The 23,405-nt window shown below is 70.5% G+C and carries 18 protein-coding genes; all 18 read right to left on the bottom strand.

Features of this window, described 5'->3' with window-relative positions; all coding sequences use genetic code 11:
- Positions 1–521 precede the first annotated feature (521 nt).
- Positions 522–1,127, bottom strand: a complete 606-nt coding sequence (locus FZ103_RS03505; RefSeq protein WP_186355758.1) for a recombinase family protein — start codon at positions 1,125–1,127, stop codon at positions 522–524.
- A gap of 603 nt (positions 1,128–1,730) precedes the next feature.
- The gene (locus tag FZ103_RS03500) at positions 1,731–2,591 is read right to left on the bottom strand and encodes a tyrosine-type recombinase/integrase (protein WP_155998787.1); all 861 of its coding nucleotides are present in this window, start codon (positions 2,589–2,591) and stop codon (positions 1,731–1,733) included.
- A gap of 21 nt (positions 2,592–2,612) precedes the next feature.
- Complete coding sequence (locus FZ103_RS03495; RefSeq protein WP_155998786.1) at positions 2,613–3,977, bottom strand: glycoside hydrolase family 18 protein; 1,365 nt, start codon at positions 3,975–3,977, stop codon at positions 2,613–2,615.
- A gap of 78 nt (positions 3,978–4,055) precedes the next feature.
- A complete protein-coding gene (gene rpoD, locus FZ103_RS03490; RefSeq protein WP_155998903.1) occupies positions 4,056–5,183 on the bottom strand; it encodes an RNA polymerase sigma factor RpoD in 1,128 nt (375 codons plus the stop codon).
- Positions 5,184–5,269: 86 nt separating this feature from the next.
- A complete protein-coding gene (gene dnaG / locus FZ103_RS03485; protein ID WP_186355757.1) occupies positions 5,270–7,159 on the bottom strand; it encodes a DNA primase in 1,890 nt (629 codons plus the stop codon).
- Positions 7,160–7,264: 105 nt separating this feature from the next.
- Positions 7,265–8,563 (bottom strand): multiple monosaccharide ABC transporter permease, encoded by a 1,299-nt coding sequence (mmsB, locus tag FZ103_RS03480; protein ID WP_255429733.1) that lies wholly within the window; start codon positions 8,561–8,563, stop codon positions 7,265–7,267.
- Positions 8,564–8,569: 6 nt separating this feature from the next.
- Entirely contained in the window at positions 8,570–10,102 is a 1,533-nt protein-coding gene (mmsA, locus tag FZ103_RS03475; protein ID WP_155998901.1) for a multiple monosaccharide ABC transporter ATP-binding protein, read from the bottom strand.
- A 13-nt stretch (positions 10,103–10,115) separates the two neighbouring features.
- Positions 10,116–11,210 (bottom strand): multiple monosaccharide ABC transporter substrate-binding protein, encoded by a 1,095-nt coding sequence (gene chvE / locus FZ103_RS03470; protein ID WP_155998785.1) that lies wholly within the window; start codon positions 11,208–11,210, stop codon positions 10,116–10,118.
- A gap of 54 nt (positions 11,211–11,264) precedes the next feature.
- Complete coding sequence (locus FZ103_RS03465; RefSeq protein ID WP_155998784.1) at positions 11,265–12,779, bottom strand: alpha-N-arabinofuranosidase; 1,515 nt, start codon at positions 12,777–12,779, stop codon at positions 11,265–11,267.
- A 79-nt stretch (positions 12,780–12,858) separates the two neighbouring features.
- Positions 12,859–13,875: an arabinan endo-1,5-alpha-L-arabinosidase gene (locus FZ103_RS03460; protein WP_155998783.1), complete on the bottom strand. Its 1,017-nt coding sequence runs from the start codon at positions 13,873–13,875 to the stop codon at positions 12,859–12,861.
- A 53-nt stretch (positions 13,876–13,928) separates the two neighbouring features.
- Positions 13,929–14,825, bottom strand: coding sequence for a carbohydrate ABC transporter permease (locus tag FZ103_RS03455; RefSeq protein ID WP_155998782.1), 897 nt, complete (start codon positions 14,823–14,825; stop codon positions 13,929–13,931).
- Positions 14,822–15,781 carry a carbohydrate ABC transporter permease gene (locus tag FZ103_RS03450; RefSeq protein WP_155998781.1) on the bottom strand — a complete coding sequence of 320 codons (960 nt, stop codon included), beginning with the start codon at positions 15,779–15,781 and terminating at the stop codon, positions 14,822–14,824. Before FZ103_RS03450 ends, FZ103_RS03455 begins: the two co-directional genes overlap by 4 nt.
- A 41-nt stretch (positions 15,782–15,822) precedes the next feature.
- Complete coding sequence (locus FZ103_RS03445; RefSeq protein WP_155998780.1) at positions 15,823–17,139, bottom strand: ABC transporter substrate-binding protein; 1,317 nt, start codon at positions 17,137–17,139, stop codon at positions 15,823–15,825.
- A gap of 284 nt (positions 17,140–17,423) precedes the next feature.
- Positions 17,424–18,782, bottom strand: a complete 1,359-nt coding sequence (locus tag FZ103_RS03440) for an L-fucose/L-arabinose isomerase family protein (protein WP_155998900.1) — start codon at positions 18,780–18,782, stop codon at positions 17,424–17,426.
- Positions 18,783–18,817: 35 nt separating this feature from the next.
- A complete protein-coding gene (locus FZ103_RS03435) occupies positions 18,818–19,510 on the bottom strand; it encodes an L-ribulose-5-phosphate 4-epimerase (RefSeq protein ID WP_155998779.1) in 693 nt (230 codons plus the stop codon).
- An 8-nt stretch (positions 19,511–19,518) separates the two neighbouring features.
- A complete protein-coding gene (araB, locus tag FZ103_RS03430) occupies positions 19,519–21,198 on the bottom strand; it encodes a ribulokinase (RefSeq protein ID WP_343233360.1) in 1,680 nt (559 codons plus the stop codon).
- 23 nt (positions 21,199–21,221) lie between these two features.
- Positions 21,222–22,247 (bottom strand): LacI family DNA-binding transcriptional regulator, encoded by a 1,026-nt coding sequence (locus tag FZ103_RS03425; RefSeq protein ID WP_186355755.1) that lies wholly within the window; start codon positions 22,245–22,247, stop codon positions 21,222–21,224.
- A gap of 299 nt (positions 22,248–22,546) precedes the next feature.
- Positions 22,547–23,353, bottom strand: coding sequence for a putative protein N(5)-glutamine methyltransferase (locus FZ103_RS03420; RefSeq protein ID WP_155998777.1), 807 nt, complete (start codon positions 23,351–23,353; stop codon positions 22,547–22,549).
- Positions 23,354–23,405: the final 52 nt, after the last annotated feature.

The raw sequence follows: 23,405 nt of genomic DNA, 5'->3' as shown, positions 1-23,405 counted from the left end.
TAAATCCCGGTCGAGTGAATTCTAAGGTTCGGGATTACGAAAGGACTCACCCCTGCCCGCCCTCCGCCGTTCCCACAACCCGTGGCGCGGGAAAGGTCAGTCGCACACATCAGTCTTTCAATCTCCCGAGAGAGAGCAAGAGCTTGCCGTTCGCCGAAAGCGATAGAGAAAGCGGACGAGAATGGGAATAAATCGGACGTCACTTTGCCGACGAGGATGTTCAGACTGCGGCCGAGGATGTTCAGACTGCCTCCGGCACGCTTTCACCATACGGAAACTTCGCCACCGAACCGAAAAGCTTGGAAACCGGCCGACCCAACCCCTGCCGGAACGCCGACGACCGGCCCGGCCGTACCGCTTTCCGTCCCGGCAACCGGCCGACGAGGATGTCCCCGCGCCGACGAGGATGTTCCACATAGCGGAAAACATCCTCGTCGCCGCTCACAAGCTCTCTGCCGCCCCGACCCCCCGCCCGCGTGTGATCGGACCTGGGAAGCGGTGTTCGTCGCTCTCCGGCCGTCTCAGAGGGCTTGACCGTTACAGAAAGACCCCCGGCACGGTGGCCGGGGGTTGGTCGGCAAGCTAGTCCGCAACCGCCGGTAGACGGTGGCGCGGCTCAAACCGGTCTCGGCCACCAGCTCCGCCACCGATGCCCCGTTGCGGTAGCGCTCCCGCAGTCGCCGGTCTTCGGCCGTCGGCACCCGTGGCGGTTTGCCGAGACGAACACCGCGTTGCCGGGCCGCTGCCAAACCTTCTTTCGTCCGCTCGCTTGTCCGGTCCCGCTCGAATTGCGCGAACACCGAGAGCATTCCTACCATGACGCGACCCGTGGCACTGCCGGTATCGATGTCTTCCCGCAAGCTCCGGAGCGTGATCCCCGCCCGGTTCAATTCATCGATCAATACCAGCAGAGAACCAGTGCTGCGTCCCAGTCTGTCTAGAGAAACGATGACCAGTTCGTCGCCCTTGACCAGTTCGTTCAAGAGCTTGCGCCCACCCGGCCGCTGATTGAACGGCACACTCCCGCTAATCTCATCCGTGATCACCCGGTCGCAGTCCGCCAGTTGCTGGCACTGCCGGTCAAGTGACTGGTCTTCGGTGCTGACTCTTGCGTATCCGTACCGCATGCCTGCCCCCCGTTGTCCGTCCTCACAACCCATTCAATCTCACATAACGATCGTCATGCGAGACTTCGGAGGCAAAGCTTGGGTTTGCCGGACTTGACCTCCTCGACCGCATCGCCGGTACTGCCTAGGTTCATTGGCAAAACAAGGGTCCACACATGAGACTCTGCCGGAAAGGGTCCAAAGGGGACCCCCTGGAAAGGGTCCAAAGGGGACCCCCTGGAAAGGGTCCAAAGATGGGACCCTACGGAAACATCCTCGACGGCAAGGAATCCGTTACCGGTAAGGAATCCGTTAACGGATTCCTTACCCGGTCCGGGGAAAGGGATCCGAACGTCCTCGACCGGGTTTTGAACGTGCTCGTTGCCGACGACCGGTTGCCGCTACGACGTCCTCGACGGCAGATCACTAGCTAATCCAGAATCGTTCCCGGACGTGCACACCCCGGTGCCTCGTGTAGATATCATTTTTGGCGAGAAGCTTTTCACTTGCTCCGGTTGGCAATTGGAGAACGGCCGTCGAGGATGTTTTCGCCGTCGAGGATGTCGTCGAGGAGCTTTTCCGGTAGAAAAATCCGGGCTTGGGAGAATTCGCCGGTAGAATCCCTTACCCCGACGCCAATCTATCGCCAGGAGAGTACCGGGAATGCGCGGCTGCTGCTCTCTCCACTTTCCCGGCCGCTCCGTAGCGTTCCAGTTGCCGTGGCGACGACCACCCGCCGAGATACATCAGGTCCGAATCCGAACCGCCCGCCAACCGAAACTCATGGGCAAAACTATGCCTCAAAGCGTGCGGGAAAACGCGCTCGACGCCTGCTTTTCGACAAGCTTGGGTTAGCATCTTGCGGACGCCCGAATCGGTGACACGCCCCTTTGACCCGACCCAAAGGGCAGGGCCGCCGGGATGGATCCGCAGATACCGACGCAGCGCGATACTCGCGGCCTTGCCCGTGGGAACGGTCCGGGGGCCGCCCTTCTTCGCCCCGTGGATCGAAAGCATCTTCCCGTCGTAATCCTCGGTGTTCATCGCCGCCAGTTCCGATACGCGGACGCCGGTGTCGAGGAGAACAAGAATCATCGCCCGGTTTCTGCGGGCCAGAAAGCGGGTCGGCCATTCCACGGCCAAAAGCTTTTTTATCGTCTCCGCGTCGGCCACGGCCACCGGTGGTGTCGGGTTCTCCGGTGCGGTGGTTTTCCGGAACGGGTTCGTGCTGATCTCTCCCTCGGATTCCAGCCAATTGAAGAAGATCCGCGCGTCCGTGTAGAGACGGAATACCGTTCCGGGGGCTTTCCCCTCGGCTCGGTATGACGAGAGACAGCGGTTCAAATCGCGGTGCGTCGCTTCCGTGAATTCCTTGTCGAGAAGCCTTTCGAGAGTCGCCAGCGATCGCCGGTAATTGCGCAGCGTATAGCGCGACAAGCCTTTCAGCTCGCCGGTGTCGAGAAAGTCGCGAACGAGGGCATCCATGGCGTACTAGTCCCTCCGGTCTCACCGGTCACGGAGAGCAAGCCCCCCGGCCATCGCCCGCACCAGCTCGCCGGAGGGGTCCATGTCCAGGTTCCACATCATCAGCCCGCCCAGGCCGTACTCGCGGACGTAGTCGCCCTTGCGCCGGACCACCTCGGGGGTGTCGTAGGACCACCACTCGCCGCCGTCGATCAGCGCCTGCGCCACGCTGCCGGAGTCGAAGACGCGGCGGCCGTCGCGCTGCTCCAGCCGCTCATAGGAGGCGGCGCCTTCGCCGTAGTCGCCCTCGGCGGGCCCCTCCACCGGCGCGCCCGGCTCCCCGGCCCGGCCCGGGTCGACGCCCCGCCAGCCGCGGCCGAAGGCGGGAAAGCCCACGACGAGCTTCTCCGCGGGCAGGCCGTGGTCCAGGTAGCCGTGCACGACGTCGTGCACGTTGGGCGCGTCCGGCCGCTGTTCGGACGCATACAGCTGGGCGTGGTGCCCCGTCACCTCGCTCCACGGGCCCGCGAGGTCGTAGCCCTGGACGGTGGCGAAGTCCAAGGGCCGGAACGCCTCGGGCTCGTAGCCCTCGCGCATCCGCTCGGGGTCGCCGGGCAGCGAGGCCGACAGCGTGTACTCCCTGCCGGTCTCCTCCTCCAGGGCGTCGAGCTGGCGGCGGAACTCGCCGACGAGCAGGGTGAAGTTGCGCCGGTCGGCGGGATGCTCGACGTTGTGGCGGTGGCCGTCGCCGCCGGGCCACTCCCAGTCCAGGTCGATCCCGTCGAAGACGCCGGCCGCCGCACCCGGCCCGCCCTGGGGCTCGCCGCCGCGCACCGGCAGATCGCCCCGGAGCCACAGGTCCACGCACGAGGAGACGAACTCCTCGCGCGACTCCTCGGTGCGCGCGGCCGTGGAGAAGTGCCTGGAGGTGTTCCAACCGCCCAGCGAGATGCTCGCGCCCAGGTCGGAGTACTGCTCACGGAGCTTGCGCAGTTGGTTGAGGCCGCCGGCCAGCCGCTGGTCGTAGGAGTCGGCCTCGGCGTCGACGCTGTCTCCGGCGCCGTAGCGCCGCTGGTAGAGCTGCCAGGCGCGGTCCGGGGGGATGTGGCACCGGCCGGACGCGCTGATCTCGCCGAAGGCCCACATCAGCCGGGTGAGCCGGGCGGCCGCCCCGCTGTCGGCGACGTCGGCGACCCGGTAGCCGCGGGAGGCGATGTTCCAGTCGGCGAAATAGGCGATGCGGTGCACCGTGCCCGGTCCGCCGCGCACGGCCTCGACCGCGGCCAGGACACCGGCCGCCAGGCACGCGGCCAGCGCCGCGGCGGCCACCCCCAGCAGCAGTCCCGGACGCCTGCGCGCAGCACGCGGCCCGTCCCGCCACCGCCGGTGAGCTCTCCCCAGGGCCATCACACCGCCAACGTAGCGGCATTCACCGGGTCGGGACAGGCCCGAGCGCGCGCGGCGGGCCGCGGCGGCGGCCCGCCTTCAGGATTCCAGGAAGTCGCGCAGGGTCTTGGCCAGCGAGGGATGGCGCAATTTGGCCAGGGTCTTGGCCTCGATCTGGCGGATGCGCTCGCGGGTCACCCCGAACTCCTGCCCCACCTCCTCCAGGGTGTGCACGTGGCCGTCGCGCAGGCCGAAGCGCAGCTGGATGATGCGCTGCTCGCGGTCGGAGAGTCCGCCCAACAGGGCCAGCAGCTGGTCCTGCAGCATGGTGAACGCCGCCGCCTCGGCGGGCACGACCGCGTCGGTGTCCTCGATGAAGTCGCCGAAGTCGGAGTCCTCCTCGCCGATGGGTGCCTGCAGGGATACGGGTTCCTGGGCGATGCGCTGGATCTCCTGCACCCGGTCGCCGCCGAAGCCGAGCTCGCGCGAGATCTCGACCGGGGTGGGCTCGCGCCCCAGCTCCTGGTGCAGCTGGCGCTGCACGCGCATCAGCCGGTTGATGGTCTCGACCATGTGCACCGGAATGCGGATGGTGCGCGCCTGGTCGGCGATGGCGCGGGTGATGGCCTGCCGGATCCACCAGGTGGCGTAGGTGGAGAACTTGAATCCCTTGGTGTAGTCGAACTTCTCGACGGCGCGGATCAGGCCCAGGTTGCCCTCCTGGACCAGGTCGAGCAGCAGCAGGCCGCGGCCCAGGTAGCGCTTGGCGATGGAGACCACCAGCCGCAGGTTGGACTCGATCAACCGCTGCTTGGCGCGCTCGCCCTCGTCGACGATCAGCTCCAGGTCGAGCGCGTCGGCGGGCGCCGCGAGCGGGCCGGCCCGGCGCAGCTTGTCCGCGGCGAACAGGCCGGCTTCGATGGATTTGGCGAGGTCTACTTCTTCTTCTGCCGTGAGCAGCGGAACGCGGCCGATCTCACGCAGGTAGATGCGCACCAGGTCGTTGGCGGGTGCTCTGGGCCCGAGCTCGGCGGCGGGCACGGGGTCGTCCTCGGCAGCGGGGTCGACGACGTCGACGCCCTGCTGCGCGAGTCCGCGCACCACCTGGTCCAGGGACTCGGGAGGGGCATCGAGGCGGTCCAGGGCGGCGGCGACGTCGGCGACGGTCACCAGCTCCCCGGAGCCTGCGCCCGCGACCAGTTGCGCCACCTGGGTGATCGGTGGCATTTCGCCGGGCAGCACCGTTAGAGCCACGCCTACAGTGTGCCCGATATGGCCGGTGAATAGTGAGGACTATTTTTGTCACCTGCGTGCTACGTGGCACCGCCCGAACGCTCACGCATCAGGCGTCTCTGCTGCTCAACGGCCATCAGCTCGGCGAAGACCTGCTGGTACTCCGCCGCCTGGCCGACGGGGTCCAGCCGCCCCAGGCGCGATTTCAGGTTTGCCACCCGGCGGTTGATGGAATGAATCTTGATTGTGCCCAGAATTTCCTGGGCGTAATGCTCGTCGAGTTCTCCGTAGACCTCGATCGGCTCGACCGCCAACCGGGTGAGGAACGTCCGCTGGGCTTCGTCGGGCGCGGCGTCGCACAGGCCCGCCACCCACTGCTGGGGCTCGCCGGCGGCGCGCACCCCGCCCCGGCCGCTGATCAGCTCGTAGACGGCGCGGTGCTGGGGGACGGTGAACGACTCGGCGCCGAGGTCGTCGAACTCCCCGGCCAGGGCCGGGTACTGCACGGCGATCTTGAGGGCCTGGCGCTCGCGCTGCAGCGAGGGGTCGCGCAGGTCGTAGGGGGCGGTCTCCGCCGCACCCGGCGGCGCCTGGGGTGCCGCCTGGCGCCGCCCGGCGGCCGCGGTGGGGCGGCCGCGGCGCGCGGCCACGTGCTGGGCCACCCGCCGCTGCACGAACGACTCGTCCATGATGCCCAGCCAGTGGTCGAGGTTGACGCCGTAGAGCTTGCGCACGCCCTCGTTGCGGATGCTGGCCACGATCTCGGCGGCGGCGTCGAGCCCGGCCATGCGGCCCTCGGCGGTGTCGAGGTCGTACTGCTCGATGACCGTGCGGATCATGAACTCATACAGCGGCTTGCGGTCGGAGACCAGGTCGCGCACCGCGGCGTCGCCCCGCTGCTGGCGCAGCTCGCAGGGGTCGAGGCCGTCGGGCTGGACTGCCACGAAGGTCTCGGAGGCGAATCCGTGCTCCTCGGCGAAGGCGCGCACCGCGGCCTTGCGGCCGGCGGCGTCGCCGTCGAAGGTGAACACGACCTCGCCGCCCTGGTTGGAGCGGCCCAGCAGCATGCGGCGCAGCACCTTGAGGTGGTCCTCGCCGAAGGAGGTGCCGCAGGTGGCCACGGCGGTGGGCACCCCGGCCAGGTGGCAGGCCATGACATCGGTGTAGCCCTCGACGACCACGGCGCGGCGCTCGCGCGAGATCTCGCGCTTGGCGAGGTCGAGGCCGTAGAGGAGGTGCCCCTTCTTGAAGATCGGGGTCTCGGGTGTGTTGAGGTACTTGGGGCCGTCGTCGGCGGGGTCGAGCTTGCGCGCACCGAAGCCCACGATCTCGCCGGTGACCTCGCGCACCGGCCACACCAACCGGTTGCGGAACTTGTCGTAGGCCCCGCGCCGGCCCTGCCCGGCCAGTCCGGCGGTGATGATCTCCTGGTCGCTGAATCCCTTGTCGCGCAGGCGGCCGGTGAGGGCCTCCCACCCGCCGGGGGCGTAGCCCACGCCGAAGTGCTCGGCGTCGGCGCGGCCGAACCCGCGTTCGCTGAGGAAGCGCCTGCCCTCCTGGGCGGCGGGGGACAGCAGCTGCTCGGCGTAGAAGCGCTGGGCCTCGCGGTGGGCCTCGATGAGCCGCTGGCGCTGGCCCTGGTCGTTGCGCGCGGTGTAGCCGCCCTGCTCGTAGCGCAGCCGGATGCCGGCCTGCTGGGCGAGCGACTCCACGGCCTCGACGAAGCCGAGGCTCTCGATCTGCTGGATGAAGCGGATGACGTCGCCGCCCTCGCCGCAGCCGAAGCAGTAGTAGAGCCCGCGGGCGGGAGTGACGTTGAACGACGGCGACTTCTCGTCGTGGAACGGGCACAGCCCCTTCAGCGAGCCGCCGCCGGCGCTGCGCAACTGCAGGTACTCCCCCACCACGTCGGCGATGGGTGAGCGCTCGCGCACGAGCGCGACGTCTTCGTCTCTGATCCGACCGGCCACGGTCCCCCAGCGTAGTTCCCGCCCCGGACACCCGGCCACGCAGGATCGGCCCGCTGTGGAGGGCCGGGCGGGCGCGCGGCACCCGGTGCGCCGCGCGCCCGGTCCTCAGCGCGGCGGCCCGGGGGCGGCCGCCTCGGCCGTATCCTCCTTCGCCGGCTCGGCCCGCTCCGGCGGCAGCGTGCCGCCGCCGTCGCCCTTCTTCTTGGCGGTGCCGCCCGCGCGGCCGGTTCCGACGCGCTGCTTGTTGTAGATGTCGAAGGCGACCGCGGCCAGCAGCACCAGGCCCTTGATCGCCTGCTGCCAGTCCACGCCCAGCCCGATGATGGACATGCCGTTGTTCATCACGCCCATGACCAGCGCGCCCACGATCGCCCCGATGACGGTGCCCACACCGCCCGAGGCCGAGGCCCCGCCGATGAACGCGGCCGCGATCGCGTCGAGCTCGAACATCTCGCCCGCGCCCGGGGTCGCGGCGTTGAGCCGCGCGGTGAACACCAGTCCGGCCAGCGCCGAGAGCACGCCCATGTTGACGAACACCCAGAACGTGGTGCGCCGGGTTTTGACCCCGGAGAGCCGGGCGGCCTTCTCACTGCCGCCCACGGCGTAGATGCGCCGGCCCGCGGTGGTGGACTTCATCATGAACGAGTAGCCCACGATGAGGGCGAGCAGCAGCAGCCCCACGATCGGGATCCCGTTGTAGTCGGCCAGCATGTAGGCGAACAGCATCACCACGACCACCGTCGCCGCCGACTTGGCCGCGGTCAGGCCCGCCGAGAGGGCCGGCAGGCCGTAGTGCAGGTTGCGGGCCCGCACCCGCCACTGGATCCACACCAGGATCGCCGACCCGGCGACGCCCAGCGCGAGCGTCAGCAGGTGCGGCCCGTCCTCGGTGAAGCCGGGGATGAACCCGCTGGCCCACATGCGCACCGACGGCGGCAGGGGGCCGATCGAGCGTCCGCCCAGCACGACCAGGGTCAGGCCGCGGAAGATGAGCATTCCGGCGAGGGTGACGATGAACGCCGGGATGCGCACATAGGCGATCCAGAACCCCTGCCAGGCGCCGATGAGGCCGCCCATGGCCAGGGCCAGGGGCACCACGACCAGGGGCGGCAGGCCCCAACTGGTCATCAGCACCGTCGAGACCGCGCCGGTCAGCGCCACCACCGAGCCCACCGACAGGTCGATGTGCCCGGTGATGATGACCAGCATCATCCCCACGGCCAGGATCAGCACGTAGGAGTTCTGCATGATCACGTTGGTGATGTTCAGCGGCCGCAGCAGCAGGCCGCCCGTGAGGATCTGGAACAGCACGACGATGACCGCCAGCGCGATCACCATGCCGTACTGCCGCGCGTTGTTCCGCACCAGGTCGCGCACTGTGTGCAGAAGTGGTGTCGATTGCATGGCCCGTCACGCCTTCGTCATGGTCATCAGCTTCATCAGTGACTCCTGGTCGGCCCGTTCGCGCGGGATCTCCCCGGTGATGCGGCCCTCGCACATCGCGTAGATGCGGTCGCACATGCCCAGCAGCTCGGGAAGCTCCGAGGAGATCAGCAGGACGCAGGCGCCCTGGGCGGCCAGGCGCTGCACGATCAGGTAGATCTCGTACTTGGCGCCGACGTCGATGCCGCGGGTGGGCTCGTCCAGGATGAGCAGGTCCGGTTCGGCGAACAGCCACTTGCCCAGCACGACCTTCTGCTGGTTGCCGCCGCTGAGGTCGCCGGTGGTCTGGTAGACCCCGTTGCTCTTGACCCGCATGCGGGTGCGCATCTCCTCGGCGGCCACCGCCTCGCGGGCCGGGTCGATGACGGCGCGCCTGCTGACACGGCCCAACCCGGCGAGGGTCAGATTGCGCCGGATGTCGTCCTCCAGGATCAGCCCGAGCTCCTTGCGGTCCTCGGGCACGTAGGCGATCCCGGCGGAGATGGCGTCGTCGACGTCGTGCAGCCGCAGCGGCGCTCCGTCCTTGTACACGGTGCCGTGCACGTAGCGCCCGTAGGACCGGCCGAACACGCTCATCGCGAGCTCGGTGCGGCCGGCGCCCATCAGCCCGGCCAGCCCCACGATCTCGCCGCGGCGGACTTCGAGCCCGGCACCGTCGACCACCCTGCGGCCCACCTGAGTGGGGTGGTCGACGGTCCAGTCGCGCACCTCGAAGCGGACCTCGCCGATCTCGGCGCTGCGTTCGGGGTAGCGCTCGTCGAGGTCGCGGCCGACCATCCCGCGGATGATGCGGTCCTCGTCGACATGGCCCGAGGCCGTCGACAGGGTCTCGATCGTCCGGCCGTCGCGCAGCACGGTCACCGAGTCGGCGACCCGGGTGACCTCGCCGAGCTTGTGCGAGATGAGGATGGAGGTGATCCCCTGCTCCTTGAGCTCCAGCAGCAGCCGCAGCAGGTTGTCGCTCTCGGCCTCGTTGAGCGCCGAGGTGGGCTCGTCCAGGATGAGCAGGCTCACCCGCTTGGACAGCGCCTTGGCGATCTCGACGAGCTGCTGGCGGCCCACGCTCAGTGTGGAGACGGGCGCCGTGGGGTCCTCGTCCAGGCCAACGCGCCCCAGCACGTCGCGCGCCATGGCCGCGGTGCGGCCCCAGTCGATGAGACCGGGGCCGCGGGTGCGCTCGTTGCCGAGGTAGATGTTCTCGGCCACCGACAGCTGCGGGACGAGGGCCAGCTCCTGGTGGATGATGGCGATCCCGGCCCGCTCGCTGTCGGAGATGCCGTGGAACGCGCACACCTCTCCGTCGAGCAGGATCTCCCCGGAGTACTCGCCGTGCGGATAGACGCCGCTGAGCACCTTCATCAGCGTCGACTTGCCGGCGCCGTTCTCGCCCATCAGGGCGTGGATCTCGCCGCGCTCGACCCGCAGGTCGACGTTGTCGAGCGCGACGACTCCGGGGAACTCCTTGGTGATGCCGCGCATCCGCAGCAGCACGTCGCTCATTTCGGGCACCGCCTCACGACAGCTCCGACTCGCTGTAGTAGCCGCTGTCGATGAGGACCTCCTTGTAGTTGTCCTTGTCGACCGAGACCGGCTCCAGCAGGTAGGCGGGCACCACCTTCTTGCCGTTGTCGTAGCTCTCGGTGTCGTTGACCTCGGGCTTCTCGCCCTTGAGGACGGAGTCGGTCATGTTCACGGCGACCTCGGCGAGCTCGCGGGTGTCCTTGAAGACCGTCTGGGTCTGCTCGCCGGCGATGATGGACTTGACCGAGGCCAGCTCGGCGTCCTGGCCCGTGATCACCGGCAGCGGCCGGTCGTCGCTGCCGTAGCCCACGGCCTTGAGCGAGGAGATGACGCCGATGCTGATGCCGTCGTAGGGCGAGAGGACCGCGTCCAGCTGCTCGTTGGAGTAGTGCGAGCTGAGCAGGTTGTCCATGCGGGACTGGGCCTTGGCGCCGCTCCAGCGCATGGTGGCGATCTGGTCCATCTCGGTCTGCCCGCTGCGGACCTCGAGCTTGCCCTCGTCGATGTAGGGCTGGAGCACCGACATGGCGCCGTCGTAGAAGAAGTAGGCGTTGTTGTCGTCGGGCGAGCCGCCGAACAGCTCGATCGTGAAGGGGCCCTCCTCTTCCTTGAGGTTCAGCGCCTCCTCGATGTAGGAGGCCTGCAGGACCCCCACCTGGAAGTTGTCGAAGGTGGCGTAGTAGTCGACGTTCTCGGTGCCGCGGATCAGGCGGTCGTAGGCGATGACCGGGATGTCGTTGTCGGCGGCCATCTGCAGCACGTCGGTGAGCGCCTCGCCGTCGATGGCGGCGATGACCAGGGCGTCGACGCCGCGGGTGATCATGTTCTCGATCTGGGAGACCTGGTCTTCGACCACGTCCTCGGCGTATTGCAGGTCGGTGCCGTAGCCGGCCTTCTCGAACTGCTTGACCATGTTCCGGCCGTCGGCGACCCAGCGGTCGGAGGACTTGGTCGGCATGGCGATGCCGATGGTGCCGTTCTCGCCCTCCTGCTGGGCGGCGTCTCCGACACCGCCGCAGGAGGTCAGCGCCAGTGCCATGACCGCGGCGAGCGCCGCGGAGAGGATGGCGGCGGGGGTCCGCTTCATCGTGTGCTCCTTGTGGATGGGGGTTAGGCGGGGGATGGGTGGAGCGGTGGGCCCTCAGGCGCGCGGGAGCGCGAGCTTGAGCACCGTCCACGAGACCGGCGGGAGCACGGCGCTGAGGCGGCCGTCCTCCAACCGGACGTCTTTGTTCTCGCGCGGCACGACGCGGTCTGGGTTCTCGCGGGTGTTGGCCGCGTAGGCGTCGTCGTCGTGCAGCGTCAGGCAGGAGGCGACGCGGTCGGCCCGCAGGCCGCGCAGGTCCACCTCGACGGTCACGGGCTCGTCGGTGGCGCGGTTCACCAGGAAGACGGCGGCCTCCCCGTTGTCGGGGTCGTGGGTGGCCACGGCGTCGACGACGGGCACCGGGCCGTAGCGGGCGGTCTCGCGCACCGGGCTGTTCGGTTCCACCCGCAGCACGGTGCCCGCGGCGTTGGCGGCGGTCAGCGCGAAGGGGTGGAAGGTGGTCTGGCGCCAGGCGGGACCGCCCGGCTCGGTCATGATCGGTGCGATGACGTTGACGAGCTGGGCGAGGCTGGCGGCGGTCACCCGGTCGCTGTGGCGCAGCAGCGAGATGAGCAGACCGCCCACAACCACGGCGTCGGCCGCGTGGTAGCGGTCCTCGATGACGCGGGGGGCCACCGGCCAGTCGCTGCGCGGCTCCTCGGCGTGGAAGCGGCTCTGGTACCACACGTTCCACTCGTCGAAGGAGAGCTGGATGCGCTTGGTGGCACCCAGCTTGGCGCGCACGGCGTCGGCCGTGGCGACCACGGACTCGATGAAGGCGTCCATCTCGGCGCCGGAGGCCAGGAAGCTCGCCAGGTCGCCGTCGCGCTCCTCGTAGTAGGAGTGCAGGGAGATGTAGTCGACGTGGTCGTAGGTCTCCTCCAGCACCTCGGCCTCCCAGGCGCCGAAGGTGGGCATCTGCGGTCCCGAGGAGCCGCAGGCGACCAGCTCCAGGCCGGGGTCGCTCATCCGCATGGCCCGCGCGACCTCGGCGGCCAGCCGGCCGTATTCGCGGGCGGTCTTGTGGCCGATCTGCCAGGGGCCGTCCATCTCGTTGCCCAGGCACCACATGCGGATGCCGTGGGGGTCGGGGCTGCCGTTGGCGATGCGCCGGTCCGACCACGCGGTGCCGCCGGGGTGGTTGGCGTACTCCAGCAGGTCGATGGCCTCCTGCAGGCCGCGGGTGCCCAGGTTGAGGGCCATCATGGGCTCGATGCCCATCTTGCGGGTCCAGGCGGCGAACTCGTCCAGGCCGAACCGGTTGGTCTCGGTGGAGTGCCAGGCCAGTTCGCGCCGCACCGGGCGCTGGTCCTTGGGCCCCACCCCGTCCTCCCAGCGGTAGCCGGAGACGAAGTTGCCGCCGGGGTAGCGCACGGTCGTCACGCCCAGCTCGCGCACGAGGTCGGCGACGTCGGTGCGGAACCCGTCGGCGTCGGCGGCGGGGTGGTCGGGCTCGTAGATCCCGGTGTAGACGCAGCGGCCCATGTGCTCGACGAAGGAGCCGAAGGTGCGGCGGTGCACGGGCGAGACGCGGAAGGCGGGGTCGATGGTCATCGACGCGCGGAGCATGTGCGGTTTCCCCCTGGGTGTGGCTGGGCTGGTGGGTCTGGGCCGCGGGGCCGGGCCCCGGCCCCGCGGCGCGGGCGGGTCAGGGTTCCAGGCGGGGCCAGCCGTCGGGGCCCCAGTGGATCCTGTCGATGGCGAACACGAAGTTGCCGGGCCGGTCGTAGGGACCGTAGGAGTGGTAGGCGATGTGGTCGCCGGAGACCGACTGGCCGCCGTTGGCCACCGATTCGCCGCGGTCGGCGAGGATGACGGTGGCGCCGCCGTCGCGCATGGGCACGCCGTCGCGGTCGACGTAGGGGCCGGTGACCGACTCCGAGCGCCCCACCGCGATGCGGTAGGTGCTGTCGAGTCCCGAGCAGCACTTGCCCAGCGAGACGAACAGGTAGTAGTAGCCGTCGCGGCGGACGATGTAGGGGGCCTCGATGGCGTTGCCGCCGGGCTGGCCGCCGGCCAGGTGCAGCGGTTGGTCCTGGCCCGGCGCCGGCTTGCCGCTGGGCCACTCCAGCCGGAGCATGCGGATGCCGCTCCAGAAGGAGCCGAAGGCCATGTAGGGGGTGCCGTCGGCGTCCTCGACGATGCCGGGGTCGATGGCGTTGAAGTCGCCGCCGGAGTGGCTCTCGAAGACCTTGCCGCGGTCGACCCACGCGTAGTCGGGGTCGTCCGGGTCGAGGGCGGTGTTGGTGGCCAGCCCGATCAGCGAGTGGTTGGAGCCGAACGTGGAGGCGGAGTAGTAGAGGTAGTAGGTGCCGCCGTGCTCGAAGACCTCGGGCGCCCACAGGTTGGTGACGCCGGGGATCTCCTCGCTCAGCCACGCGGGCTTGGTCTGCCAGACGTGGCCCGCCGGCTCCCAGTTGCGGCCGTTCTTCGACGTGTGGATCGTGATGTTGCCGTCGGCCACGGCGGGGTCGCCGGTGCCGAAGACGTACCAGTCCTCGCCGCCGCCTCCGGCCACCAGCGCGGGGTCGTGGACGGAGATCGCGGCGGGCGAGGCCGGGTTGACGGTGTCGGCCGCGGCCGGAGCGGCCAGGCCGCCCGCGGCCAGCAGCGCGGCCGCGGGCAGCGCGGCCAGGCGCCCGAGGGCGGTGGGGGGCGTTGGCATGGGGGGTTCCTCCTCGCGGAAGGGGCGGGGGAAGCGGTGGGCGCGGGCCGCGCTCACTTCAGGCCGGCGTCGGTGACGCCGCGCACGACCTGGCGCTGGAAGAGCATGAAGACGACGATCAGCGGGAGCGCGCCCAGCACCGAGGCGGCCATCTGCTGTGCGTAGAGGATCCCGTAGGCGCTCTGGACGGTGCCCAGGCCGACCGGCACGGTCATCAGCGCCGGATCGGTGGTCGCCACGAAGGGCCACAGGAAGTTGTTCCAGGCCTGGACGAAGGTGAAGATCCCCACGGCGGCGAGGATGGGCACCGACATGGGCAGCACCACGTTCCACAGCACCCGCAGGTGCCCGGCGCCGTCGATGCGCGCGGCCTCTTCGTAGTCGCGCGGGATCGCGTCGAAGAACCGCTTGAGGATGAAGATCATCACCGGCGCGACGACCTGGGGCAGTGCGACGCCCCAGTAGGTGTCGACCAGGCCGAGGAAGGTCATCTCGTCGAACAGCGGCACGATCAGCGCCTGGGGCGGCACCAGGATGCCGGCGATGAACAGCGCGAACAGCCACTTGCGCCCCCAGAACTCGGTCTTGGAGAAGGCATAGGCGGCCATCACACACGTGACCAGGGTCAGCGCCGTGACCAGGACGGAGACGATCACGCTGTTCATCAGCCACTGCATCAGCTCGCCCTGGGCGATGACCGTGCGGTAGGCCTGGAAGGTGGGCTCCAGCGGCAGCCAGCGCACCGGAACGGCCGTGGTCTCCGGCTCGGGCTTGAGTGAGGTCAGCACCGCCCAGACCAGCGGCATCAGCCAGACCACGGCGAGGAACAGCGCCAGTACGGCGATGGCGGCGCCGCCGGGGGTGACCTTGAAGCGGCGGCGGGGCTGCGGCGAGGCGGGGCCGGCGGGGGTACCGGGCCGCTCGGCGGTGGTGAGGGTTGCGGTGGTCATGCCGCGTCCTCCTTCCGGGAGAACAGGCGGAGCTGCAGGACGGAGACGATGATGATCACGGCGAAGAACAGGTAGGAGATCGCCGAGGCGTAACCGATGCGCAGCCCGGTGAACCCGGTCTCGAAGACGTAGCCGATGATTGGCCGGGCCGCGTAGTTGGGCCCGCCCGACCCGTTGGTCATCAGGTAGGCCTGGTCGAACAGCTTGAGCGAGGCGACCATCTGCAGCAGCACGATCAGCGCGGTGGTGCGGCGCAGCAGGGGCAGGGTGATGGAGGTGAACCGCCGCCAGGCGCCGGCGCCGTCGAGGGCGGCGGCCTCGTAGACGTAGCGGGGGATGCCCTGCAGTGCCGCCAGGTAGAGCAGGTAGTTGAATCCGACGGTCCACCACACGGTCGTGATGGCGATGGCGAGCAGCACCGTGTTCTCGTCGGTGAGCCAGGACACCCCGGGGATCCCCACCGTGGCCAGCAGACCGTTGATCATGCCGAACCCGGGCTGGTACATCCACTCCCAGATCAGCGTCACCACGGCCACCGGCATCAGGAAGGGCGCGAAGTAGGAGAACCGCAGGAACCAGCCGATACGGGCGGTCGCGCGGTGGGTGAGCAGCGCCATCGCCAGCGCGATCGCCACCAGGGGCGGCGTGGTGAACAGGGTGAACAGCAGCGTCACCCACAGCGACTGCCACACGGCGGGGTCGCCGAACATCTCGATCCAGTTGGCCAGCCCGACGAAGGAGGACTCCTCCTTGGCGAGGCTGCGGTCGGTGAAGCTGGCCCACAGTCCGGCGATCAGCGGCCAGACCAGGAACGCGGCGAACAGGACGGTGAAGGGCAGGACGAACCAGAGTCCGGCCGCGGACCGGCGTGCGGTTCCGCGCGCTGGAGGGGGCGATGAGGAGCGGGGCGCCGGCGCGGCGGCCGGCGTCTCCGCGGTGTTCGCGTGCAGTGTCATTTCACGCTCCGACGAAACGGGAGATGGGGGGCGGGCACGGCTTACACCGGCGAAGGGGTGTCGATGAGGTTCTGAGCGGCGCGCTTGAAGCGGTCCAGAGCGGTCTCGGGTGTCACCGCACCGGTGTGCACGCCGGTGAAGATCGCCCCGGCGTCCGCTTGCAGCTGGGCCGCCGATCCGCTGAACCACGCCTGCGGGTCGAACTGCACGTCCTCGGCGGCGTGCCGGTAGTTCGCCTGCGGCTGGAGGTCGGCGTACTCCTGGCTCTCGGTGACCGGCGTGTAGGCGGGGATGTGGCCGCCGCCGGCCCAGGTGATGCTGTTCTTGAGCATCCAGGCCGCGTACTCCACCGCGGCGGCGACGGCGTCCTCGTCGGGTTCGCGGCGCACCGGCAGGACGAAGCAGTGGGAGTCGCCCTGGCCCAGTTCCTCGCCGTAGATGCCCGGGAAGGGGCGCATGCCGAAGGCCATTCCGGCGTCCTTGAGCGTGGGCAGCTCCCAGTTGCCGGAGAGCATCAGTCCGGCGATCCCGTTCTGGAAGTTGGCGGGGGTGGCCGCCCCGTCGGACGCCTTGGGCGCCAGGCCCTCCGCGGAGAGGCGGCGCAGGAGGTCCAGGGCGCGCAGCGCCTTGTCGTCGTCGATCCCCAGTTCGCCCTCCAACCGGAGCTCCCCGCCGAGCTGGCGGTAGAGCGACCAGAAGGGGCGCCAGGCGTGCGTCGTGTCCGTCACGACACCGAACTGCCCGGTGACCTCCTTGACGGCCGCGCACACCTCGAACAAGTCGTCCTCGTCGTTGATCTCGACGAGCTCGCCGTCGGAGTCCAGTACCCCGGCCTCCTCGCAGACGGGCCGGTTGTAGTAGGTCACGATCAGGTGGGTGTCCAGCGGAATGGCGTAGAGCTCGCCGTCGATCGTGCACTTGTCCCAGATGTTGGAGAAGACGGTGTCGCGGGTGATGCCGTGCTGGGCGAGCAGGTCCGTGGGCACCGGGGAGATCAGGGTGCCCACACCCAGGCCGCGCAGGCGCGAGACGTGCAGGGTGGCGATGTCGAAGGCGCGCCCGCCCGCGGCGCCCATCGTGAACTTGGTGTAGTAGGGGTTGCCCCACTGGAACGTGGAGGGCTGGAAGTCGATGCCGGGATGCTGCTTGCGGTAGGCGGTGTGCATCTCCACCATGCGGGCGCCGTCGCCGCCGGTGAAGAGGTTCCACTGCCGCAGCCGCTGCCGATCGGTGAGGACGGTGTCGGCGGGGCCGCAGCCGGCCAGGACCGTCCCGGCCGCGGCCAGGCCGCCGGCCAGGAACGCGCGGCGTCCCAGGGCGGGGGCCGGCCCGGGGCCGGGGGTGTGTCGTCTGCGCATGGCGACTCCTCTGCTTTCGCTGCGCTGGTGCGGCCGTCCCCCGTTCGACCGCGGGTCGGGAGGCGCGCGTGTCCGCCGCCCCCTGCGGGCCGGTCGCGGGCGAATGGGGCGCCTGCGCCGGCCTTCGCGCGAGACTCTCGCGCGCTGCGGGTGTGCTCGTGGTGTCCGGTGCGGTGCGTGGTGTAGGCGGGTACGGGTGTGCGGCGGCGCCGCGGCGGCTGACCGCGTGCGCCGTCGGATACCGGGCGGCCGCGGGGATCGGCCCGCGGCCGCGCCGGGGTTCCTCAGACCTGGACGAACTCGATTCCGGCCAGGTCGCAGAAGACCTTCCAGTCGGCGGCGGTGCGGCCCAGGTTCATCACCATGTGGTGGGTGCCTCCCGCGCGCAGCCAGGCGTCCATGCAGCCGCGCACGCCCGAGGCGGGGCGGAACTGGCCGTAGGGCATCTCCAGCGCCGGCAGCTCCTGGGAGTCCAGGACCTCGCCTTCGGCGACGACCAGCCGGAACCGCTCGCCGCCCAGGGCGACCAGGGACGCCAGCGTCGCGGGCCCAGGCTGGATGCGGAACAGCAGCGTGGGCGGGTCGTCCAGCCCGCCGATGGGCAGCGGGCGCTTGATCAGCCGCACCGGCTCGTCGCTTCGGGCGACTTTCCAGTTGCCCTCCCCCATGTGGCTCATCAGGATGGAGTCGCTGGGGAAGTCCATCGCATACATCTCGGTGAAGTGGCCGTCGCCGGCGAGCTGGTGGCCGGCGTAGACGATCGAGGCGGCCAGCACGTCGCCCTCGCCGGCGAACCCGTAACCCTGGGCCATCAGGCTGGAGGCCGCGGCCATGGGCAGCCGGGCGAACCTGCCGTCCTCGCCGATGGCGTCGAAGTGCGTGGAGTAGGCGCCGCACCCGTGCTCGGTGAGCAGCTGCTCGATGGCCAGCTGCATGCGCGCGTGGTCCTCGCGCTCCTCCTTGGACAGCCGCTCGTCGACGGCGAAGCGCTCGTCCTCCTCGGCCATCAGCGCGTCCACGGCCGATTCGGGCAGCTCGGCCATGGCGCGGTGCAGCGCGCCGGGCGCGATGACCTCGATCTCGGGGCCGAGCTTGCGCATCCAGGCCGTCTCGTCGACCCGCGCGTCGCCCATGCCGTTCATCGCATAGCCGAAGACGCCCACCTTCAGCCGCTTCCAGGCGGTGACGGCGCGGGCGGCGCGCGCCCAGCGGCCCACCCGCTCGCGGAACGCGTCGCTGGGCCACTCCTCGGTGATGACGTCGAAGGCGCGGCCGGCGCGCACCATGGCGTTGGCGGTGTCCTGCGCGCCGTGGATGCCCTGGTTGTAGGTCATGTCGTCCATGTCCCACTCCGGTGTCACCACCGGGTCGGGCTGGATGTTGGCCAGGCACAGGGGCACCCGCGCCTCGTGCAGCACCCGCGTCACCCGCAGGGACGGGCCGTAGGTGAGCATGACGATCAGGACGCCGTCCAGGTCGTCGTTCTCGAAGCCCCGCATGGCCCGCTCGGCGTCGGCGCGCCCGCGCACCGGGTCGGCGACCACGCAGTCGGCCACGTCGGCCAGGCTGTCGGCGATCCGGCGCGCGTAGCCGGCCTGCCGGTCGGTGATGCCCGGGATCATGTCGTCGTAGAGGGGCTGCATGATGCCGAGGATCCCGATGGTGGGAAGGCGTTCGCTCACTGGTCGGTACCTTCTCTCTGGCCGTAGACGTTCTGGTAGCGGTCGTAGAGGGCGTCGATGTCCTTTTGGGGCAGGCGCTCGACGGGGCCGTGCTGGCGGGCCAGGTGCACGGTGCGGGCGACGTCCTCGCACATCACGGCGGCCTTGACGGCGGACTTGGCGTCCTTGCCGATGGTGAAGACGCCGTGGGAGGCCATCAGCACCGCCGGGGAGCGGTGCCCGCTGAGGGTCGCGACGATGCCGCGGCCGATGTCGTCGCCGCCGATGAGCGCGAAGGGGCCGACCGGGATGTCGTCGCCGAACTCGTCGGCCATCGCGGTGATGGCGCAGGGGATCGACTCGCGGCGGGCCGCCCAGGCGGTGGCGTAGGTGCTGTGGGTGTGCACCACCGCGCCGACCTCGGGCATGTGCCGGTAGACGTAGGCGTGGGCGTCGGTGTCGCTGGAGGGGGAGCAGCCCTGCTCGACCGGCGTGCCGTGCAGGTCGCAGACCACCATCGAGGCCGGTGTCAGCTCCTCGTAGGTGACACCGCTGGGCTTGATGACGATCAGGTCGGTACCGGGCACGCGCGCCGAGATGTTGCCGCTGGTCCAGGTGACCAGGTTCCAGCGGGTCAGTTCGGCGTGCAGGGCGCAGACCTCGTCGCGCGTGCTCTCCAGCGCGGCGGAGTGCGTGGACAGTGCTGTCATGGCGTCCCTCACGGGGTCAGGCTCTGGTTGCGGATGGTGCGCAGCCGGTGCAGCGCGTCGCTGCCGCCGCGGCCGAAGTGGTCGTGCAGGTCGGTGTAGACGGCGTAGAGCCGGTCGTAGGCGGCGGCGCGGTCGGGGTCGGGCAGGACGGCGTCGCGGGTGGCGCCCCCCATGGCGGCCGAGGCGGCGCGGATGTCGGGGTAGGCTCCGGCGGCCACGGCGGCGTGGATGGCCGATCCCAGGGCGGGGCCCTGGTCGGAGTCGGTGATGTGCAGCGGCCGGTTGAGCACGTCGGCGTAGATCTGCAGGACGAACGCGTTGCGCTTGAGCCCGCCGGCGACGGTGAACTCCTCGACCGGCACGCCCGAGGCGGCGAACGCCTCCAGGATGGTGCGGGTGCCGAAGGCGGTGGCCTCCACCAGCGCGCGGTAGACCTCCTCGGGCCGGGTGGCCAGGGTCAGTCCGCACACGACGCCGGAGAGGCCGTGGTCGACCAGCACGGAGCGGTTGCCGCTGTGCCAGTCCAGTGCGACGAGCCCGTGGCCGCCGACCGGCTGGTCGGCGGACTTGCGGGAGAGCAGCTCGTGCACGGAGATGCCCAGCTCGTCGGCCTCGCGCCGGTACTCCAGGGGCGCATACCCCTCGGCGAACCAGCCGAAGATGTCGCCGACGCCGCTCTGGCCGGCCTCGTAGCCCCACATGCCCGGCGCGATGCCGTCGCGCACCGCCCCGCACATGCCCGGCACCTCGGCGAAGTCCGCGGCGTTCATGACATGGCAGGTGCTGGTGCCCATGACGGCCAGCATCCGGCCCGGTTCGACGGTCTGCGCGGCGGCCGCGGTGACGTGGGCGTCGACGTTGCCCACCGACACGGCGATGCCCTCGGGCAGGCCGGTCAGCGCCGCGGCGGCGGCGCTGAGCCCGCCTGCGCGCTCGCCCAGCTGCATGAGAGGGTGGGCGATCTTCTCGTCGGCGAACCCGGCGAACTCGGGGTGGAGCGCGGCCAGGTAGTCGCGGCCGGGCCAGGCCCCGTCCTGGTAGATGCCCTTGTAGCCCGCGGTGCAGACGTTGCGCGTCTCGGCGCCGCAGAGCACCCACACGATCCAGTCGGCGGCCTCGATCCAGCGCTCGGTGCGGCGGTAGACCTCGGGGTCCTCACGCAGCACCTGCAGGCCCTTGGCGAACTCCCACTCGGAGCTGATCTTGCCGCCGTAGCGCGCCAGCCACGGCTCGCCGCGCTCGGCGGCCAGTGCGTTGATGTCGTCGGCCTCGCGCTGGGCGGCGTGGTGCTTCCACAGCTTGGGGTAGGCGTGCGGGCGGTCGGCGAACTCCGGCAGCTCGCACAGCGGGGTGCCGTCGGCGGTGGTGGGCAGCACGGTGCAGGCGGTGAAGTCGGTGCCGATGCCGACGACGCGCTCGGCGGGCACGCCCGCCGCGGCCAGGGCCTTGGGCACGGCGTTGCGCAGCACCGCCCGGTAGTCCTCGGGGATCTGCAGTGCGGTGTCGGGGGCGAGCGGGGTACCGGATCCGGGCAGCGCCTGCGAGACCACGCCGTGCTCGAATTCGTGCACGGAGCTGGCCAGTTCGGCGCCGTCGGCGACCCGGACGACGACCGCGCGCCCCGACAGCGTCCCGAAGTCGACTCCGATCACGACATCGGGTTTGTGAGCGCTAACATTCTCGTTCACGAGCTCCTCCAAGGGGCGGCCGGCTAAGCGCGGGCGGGTGCGGTGCTGACTCGGGTGACCAGGCGGGCAGGCACCACGCTGCGCGCCGGGCTCGAGGGGGCGGTGGCGGGTTCCTCCAGCAGGTCGATCAGCAGGCCGATCCCGCGGCGGCCCACTTCGCTGAAGTCCTGGGCCACCGTGGTCAGGGGCGGAGTGAAGAACTCGGACTCGGGGATGTCGTCGAAGCCGATGACGCTGACGTCGTCGGGCACCCGCACGCCCGCCTCGCCCAGCGCCCGCAGCGCACCCAGCGCCATCTGGTCGTTGGCCACGAACACGGCCGTGACGTCGGGGTCGCCGGCCAATTGGGCGCCGATCCGGTAGCCCGAGCGGGGCCGCCAGTCGCCGTGCAGCGGGGCGGGGACCGGCGCGCCAGCCTCCTCCAGGGCCCGGCGCCAGCCGGCGATGCGGCCCTCGGCCTCCAGCCAGTCGCCGGGGCCGGCGATGTGGTGCACCGTGCGGTGGCCCAACTCGAGCAGGTGGCGCGTTGCCAGATAGCCGCCGCCGACCTGGTCGACGCAGACGACGGGGACATCCGGGGCCTCGCCGCCCTCGACCGCCACGACCGGGCGCTCGGCGGGCTGGCCGGCCAGGCCCTCGACGACCGCGCGCTTGGGCGCGATCACGATGTAGCCCTCGACCGACTGCTGGGCGAGGTAGTCCATCGCCTCGCTGACGGCCTCGCGGGTGACGGTCTGCAGCGTCACCACGCTGAGGAAGTAGCCGTCGGCGCGCGCGGCGTGCTCGATGCCCGACAGCGTCTGGGCGGGGCCGTAGTGGGTGGTGTCGAAGGCGACGACCCCGATCACGCCGGTGCGGCGGGTGACCAGCGCCCGCGCCGAGGAGTTGCGGCGGTAGCCCAGCTCCTCGATCGCGGCCTGCACCCGGGCCTGGGTCTCCGCGCGGACGTTGGGGTGCCCGTTGAGCACGCGCGAGACGGTCTGATGGGACACTCCGGCCAGCCGCGCGACATCGGCCATGACCGGACTGCGCCCAACGGGTACCGACATGCGTGCTCCAGGTTCTGCGGTCGAGGTCTCACGTCCAGGTGACGTGAGCAACATTGTTAGCGCTAACATTCACCCCCGTCAAGGGGACCGCGTAATCCGGATCACAACGGATGCGCAACGGACCGCGCCCGCCGGGAGCGGAACCGCGCCGGCCGCGGCGATGCCGGCCGTGCGGACACGGGGATGTCAGCCGTTCGGAGCGGTGGCGACGTGGGCGGTGGCACGCTCGTACCGAGGCGATGAGCCGTCCGCGGCGCGGCGACCGCGGCGGCGCGGTACCGCGCTCGCGCCCCAGAGCGTCAGCCGTTCGGAGCGGTGGCCACCACGACGGCGGTGTCCGCCTCCTCGTCCGCGGCCACGCGGACCGCCAGGCCGTCGGCCGCGGCGATCGCCGCGGCCGCGGGCGCCTGGCGCACGCTCGTCTCGGACAGCAGGAGCCCGTCCGGCGCGAGCCAGTCCGCGGCCGCGGCGCTCACCCGGCGCAGCACGTCCAGGCCGTCGGGGCCGCCGTCGAGGGCCGAGCGGGCCTCGTGGTCGCGCGCCTCGCCGGGCAGCAGACCGATCTCCCCGGTGGGCACGTAGGGCACGTTGGCCGCCAGCACGTCCACCCGCCCGCGCAGACCGCGCGGCAGCGGGTCGTAGAGGTCCCCCGCATAGACCCGGCCGCCGAGCCCGGCGAGGTTGCGCCGGGCGCAGGCCACCGCGGCCGGGTCGGCGTCGGCGGCGTGCACCTCGGCTCCGGGCCGCAGCGCGGCCAGTGCGGCACCCAGCGCCCCCGTCCCGCAGCACAGGTCGACGACGACGGGCTCAGCGGGCGCGCGGGCCGCCGCCTGCCGCACGAGGAACTCGGTGCGCCGCCGCGGCACGAAAACGCCGGGATCGACGGCGATGCGCAGTCCGCAGAACTCGGCCCAGCCCACGACGTGTTCGAGCGGCTCCCCGGCGGCGCGGCGCTCGACCAGCGCATCCAGGTCCGAGGGAGCGGATGCGGCCGAGAACAGCAACCGGGCCTCGTCCTCGGCGAAGACGCACCCGTCACCGCGCAGCCGATCGACGACGGCGGAGAACGCCGAGGACGACGGCGAATACGGCGATGAAGCCGGCATGAAGACCTTCCGTAAGGACACCGGCGCGGCGGTCCACCCCCGCCAGGAGCAT

The sequence above is a fragment of the Streptomonospora sp. PA3 genome (genome assembly GCF_009728995.1).
In the GTDB taxonomy this organism is placed as follows: domain Bacteria; phylum Actinomycetota; class Actinomycetes; order Streptosporangiales; family Streptosporangiaceae; genus Streptomonospora.
The sequence above is the reverse complement of the archived record's forward strand: the minus strand, read 5'-3'. Positions and strand labels throughout refer to the sequence as shown.

Excerpts from the sequence above, each read along its gene's own strand:
- FZ103_RS03495 (WP_155998786.1), bottom strand. The coding sequence starts at position 3,977 with ATGGCCCTGGGGAGAGCTCACCGGCGGTGGCGGGACGGGCCGCGTGCT.
- rpoD (WP_155998903.1), bottom strand. The coding sequence starts at position 5,183 with ATGCCACCGATCACCCAGGTGGCGCAACTGGTCGCGGGCGCAGGCTCC.
- mmsB (WP_255429733.1), bottom strand. The coding sequence starts at position 8,563 with ATGCAATCGACACCACTTCTGCACACAGTGCGCGACCTGGTGCGGAAC.
- FZ103_RS03500 (WP_155998787.1), bottom strand. The coding sequence starts at position 2,591 with ATGGATGCCCTCGTTCGCGACTTTCTCGACACCGGCGAGCTGAAAGGC.
- mmsA (WP_155998901.1), bottom strand. The coding sequence starts at position 10,102 with ATGAGCGACGTGCTGCTGCGGATGCGCGGCATCACCAAGGAGTTCCCC.
- FZ103_RS03455 (WP_155998782.1), bottom strand. The coding sequence starts at position 14,825 with ATGACCACCGCAACCCTCACCACCGCCGAGCGGCCCGGTACCCCCGCC.
- FZ103_RS03445 (WP_155998780.1), bottom strand. The coding sequence starts at position 17,139 with ATGCGCAGACGACACACCCCCGGCCCCGGGCCGGCCCCCGCCCTGGGA.
- FZ103_RS03505 (WP_186355758.1), bottom strand. The coding sequence starts at position 1,127 with ATGCGGTACGGATACGCAAGAGTCAGCACCGAAGACCAGTCACTTGAC.
- FZ103_RS03465 (WP_155998784.1), bottom strand. The coding sequence starts at position 12,779 with ATGCTCCGCGCGTCGATGACCATCGACCCCGCCTTCCGCGTCTCGCCC.
- FZ103_RS03435 (WP_155998779.1), bottom strand. The coding sequence starts at position 19,510 with ATGACAGCACTGTCCACGCACTCCGCCGCGCTGGAGAGCACGCGCGAC.
- chvE (WP_155998785.1), bottom strand. The coding sequence starts at position 11,210 with ATGAAGCGGACCCCCGCCGCCATCCTCTCCGCGGCGCTCGCCGCGGTC.
- FZ103_RS03420 (WP_155998777.1), bottom strand. The coding sequence starts at position 23,353 with ATGCCGGCTTCATCGCCGTATTCGCCGTCGTCCTCGGCGTTCTCCGCC.
- FZ103_RS03450 (WP_155998781.1), bottom strand. The coding sequence starts at position 15,781 with ATGACACTGCACGCGAACACCGCGGAGACGCCGGCCGCCGCGCCGGCG.
- FZ103_RS03440 (WP_155998900.1), bottom strand. The coding sequence starts at position 18,782 with ATGCAGCCCCTCTACGACGACATGATCCCGGGCATCACCGACCGGCAG.
- FZ103_RS03425 (WP_186355755.1), bottom strand. The coding sequence starts at position 22,247 with ATGTCGGTACCCGTTGGGCGCAGTCCGGTCATGGCCGATGTCGCGCGG.
- FZ103_RS03460 (WP_155998783.1), bottom strand. The coding sequence starts at position 13,875 with ATGCCAACGCCCCCCACCGCCCTCGGGCGCCTGGCCGCGCTGCCCGCG.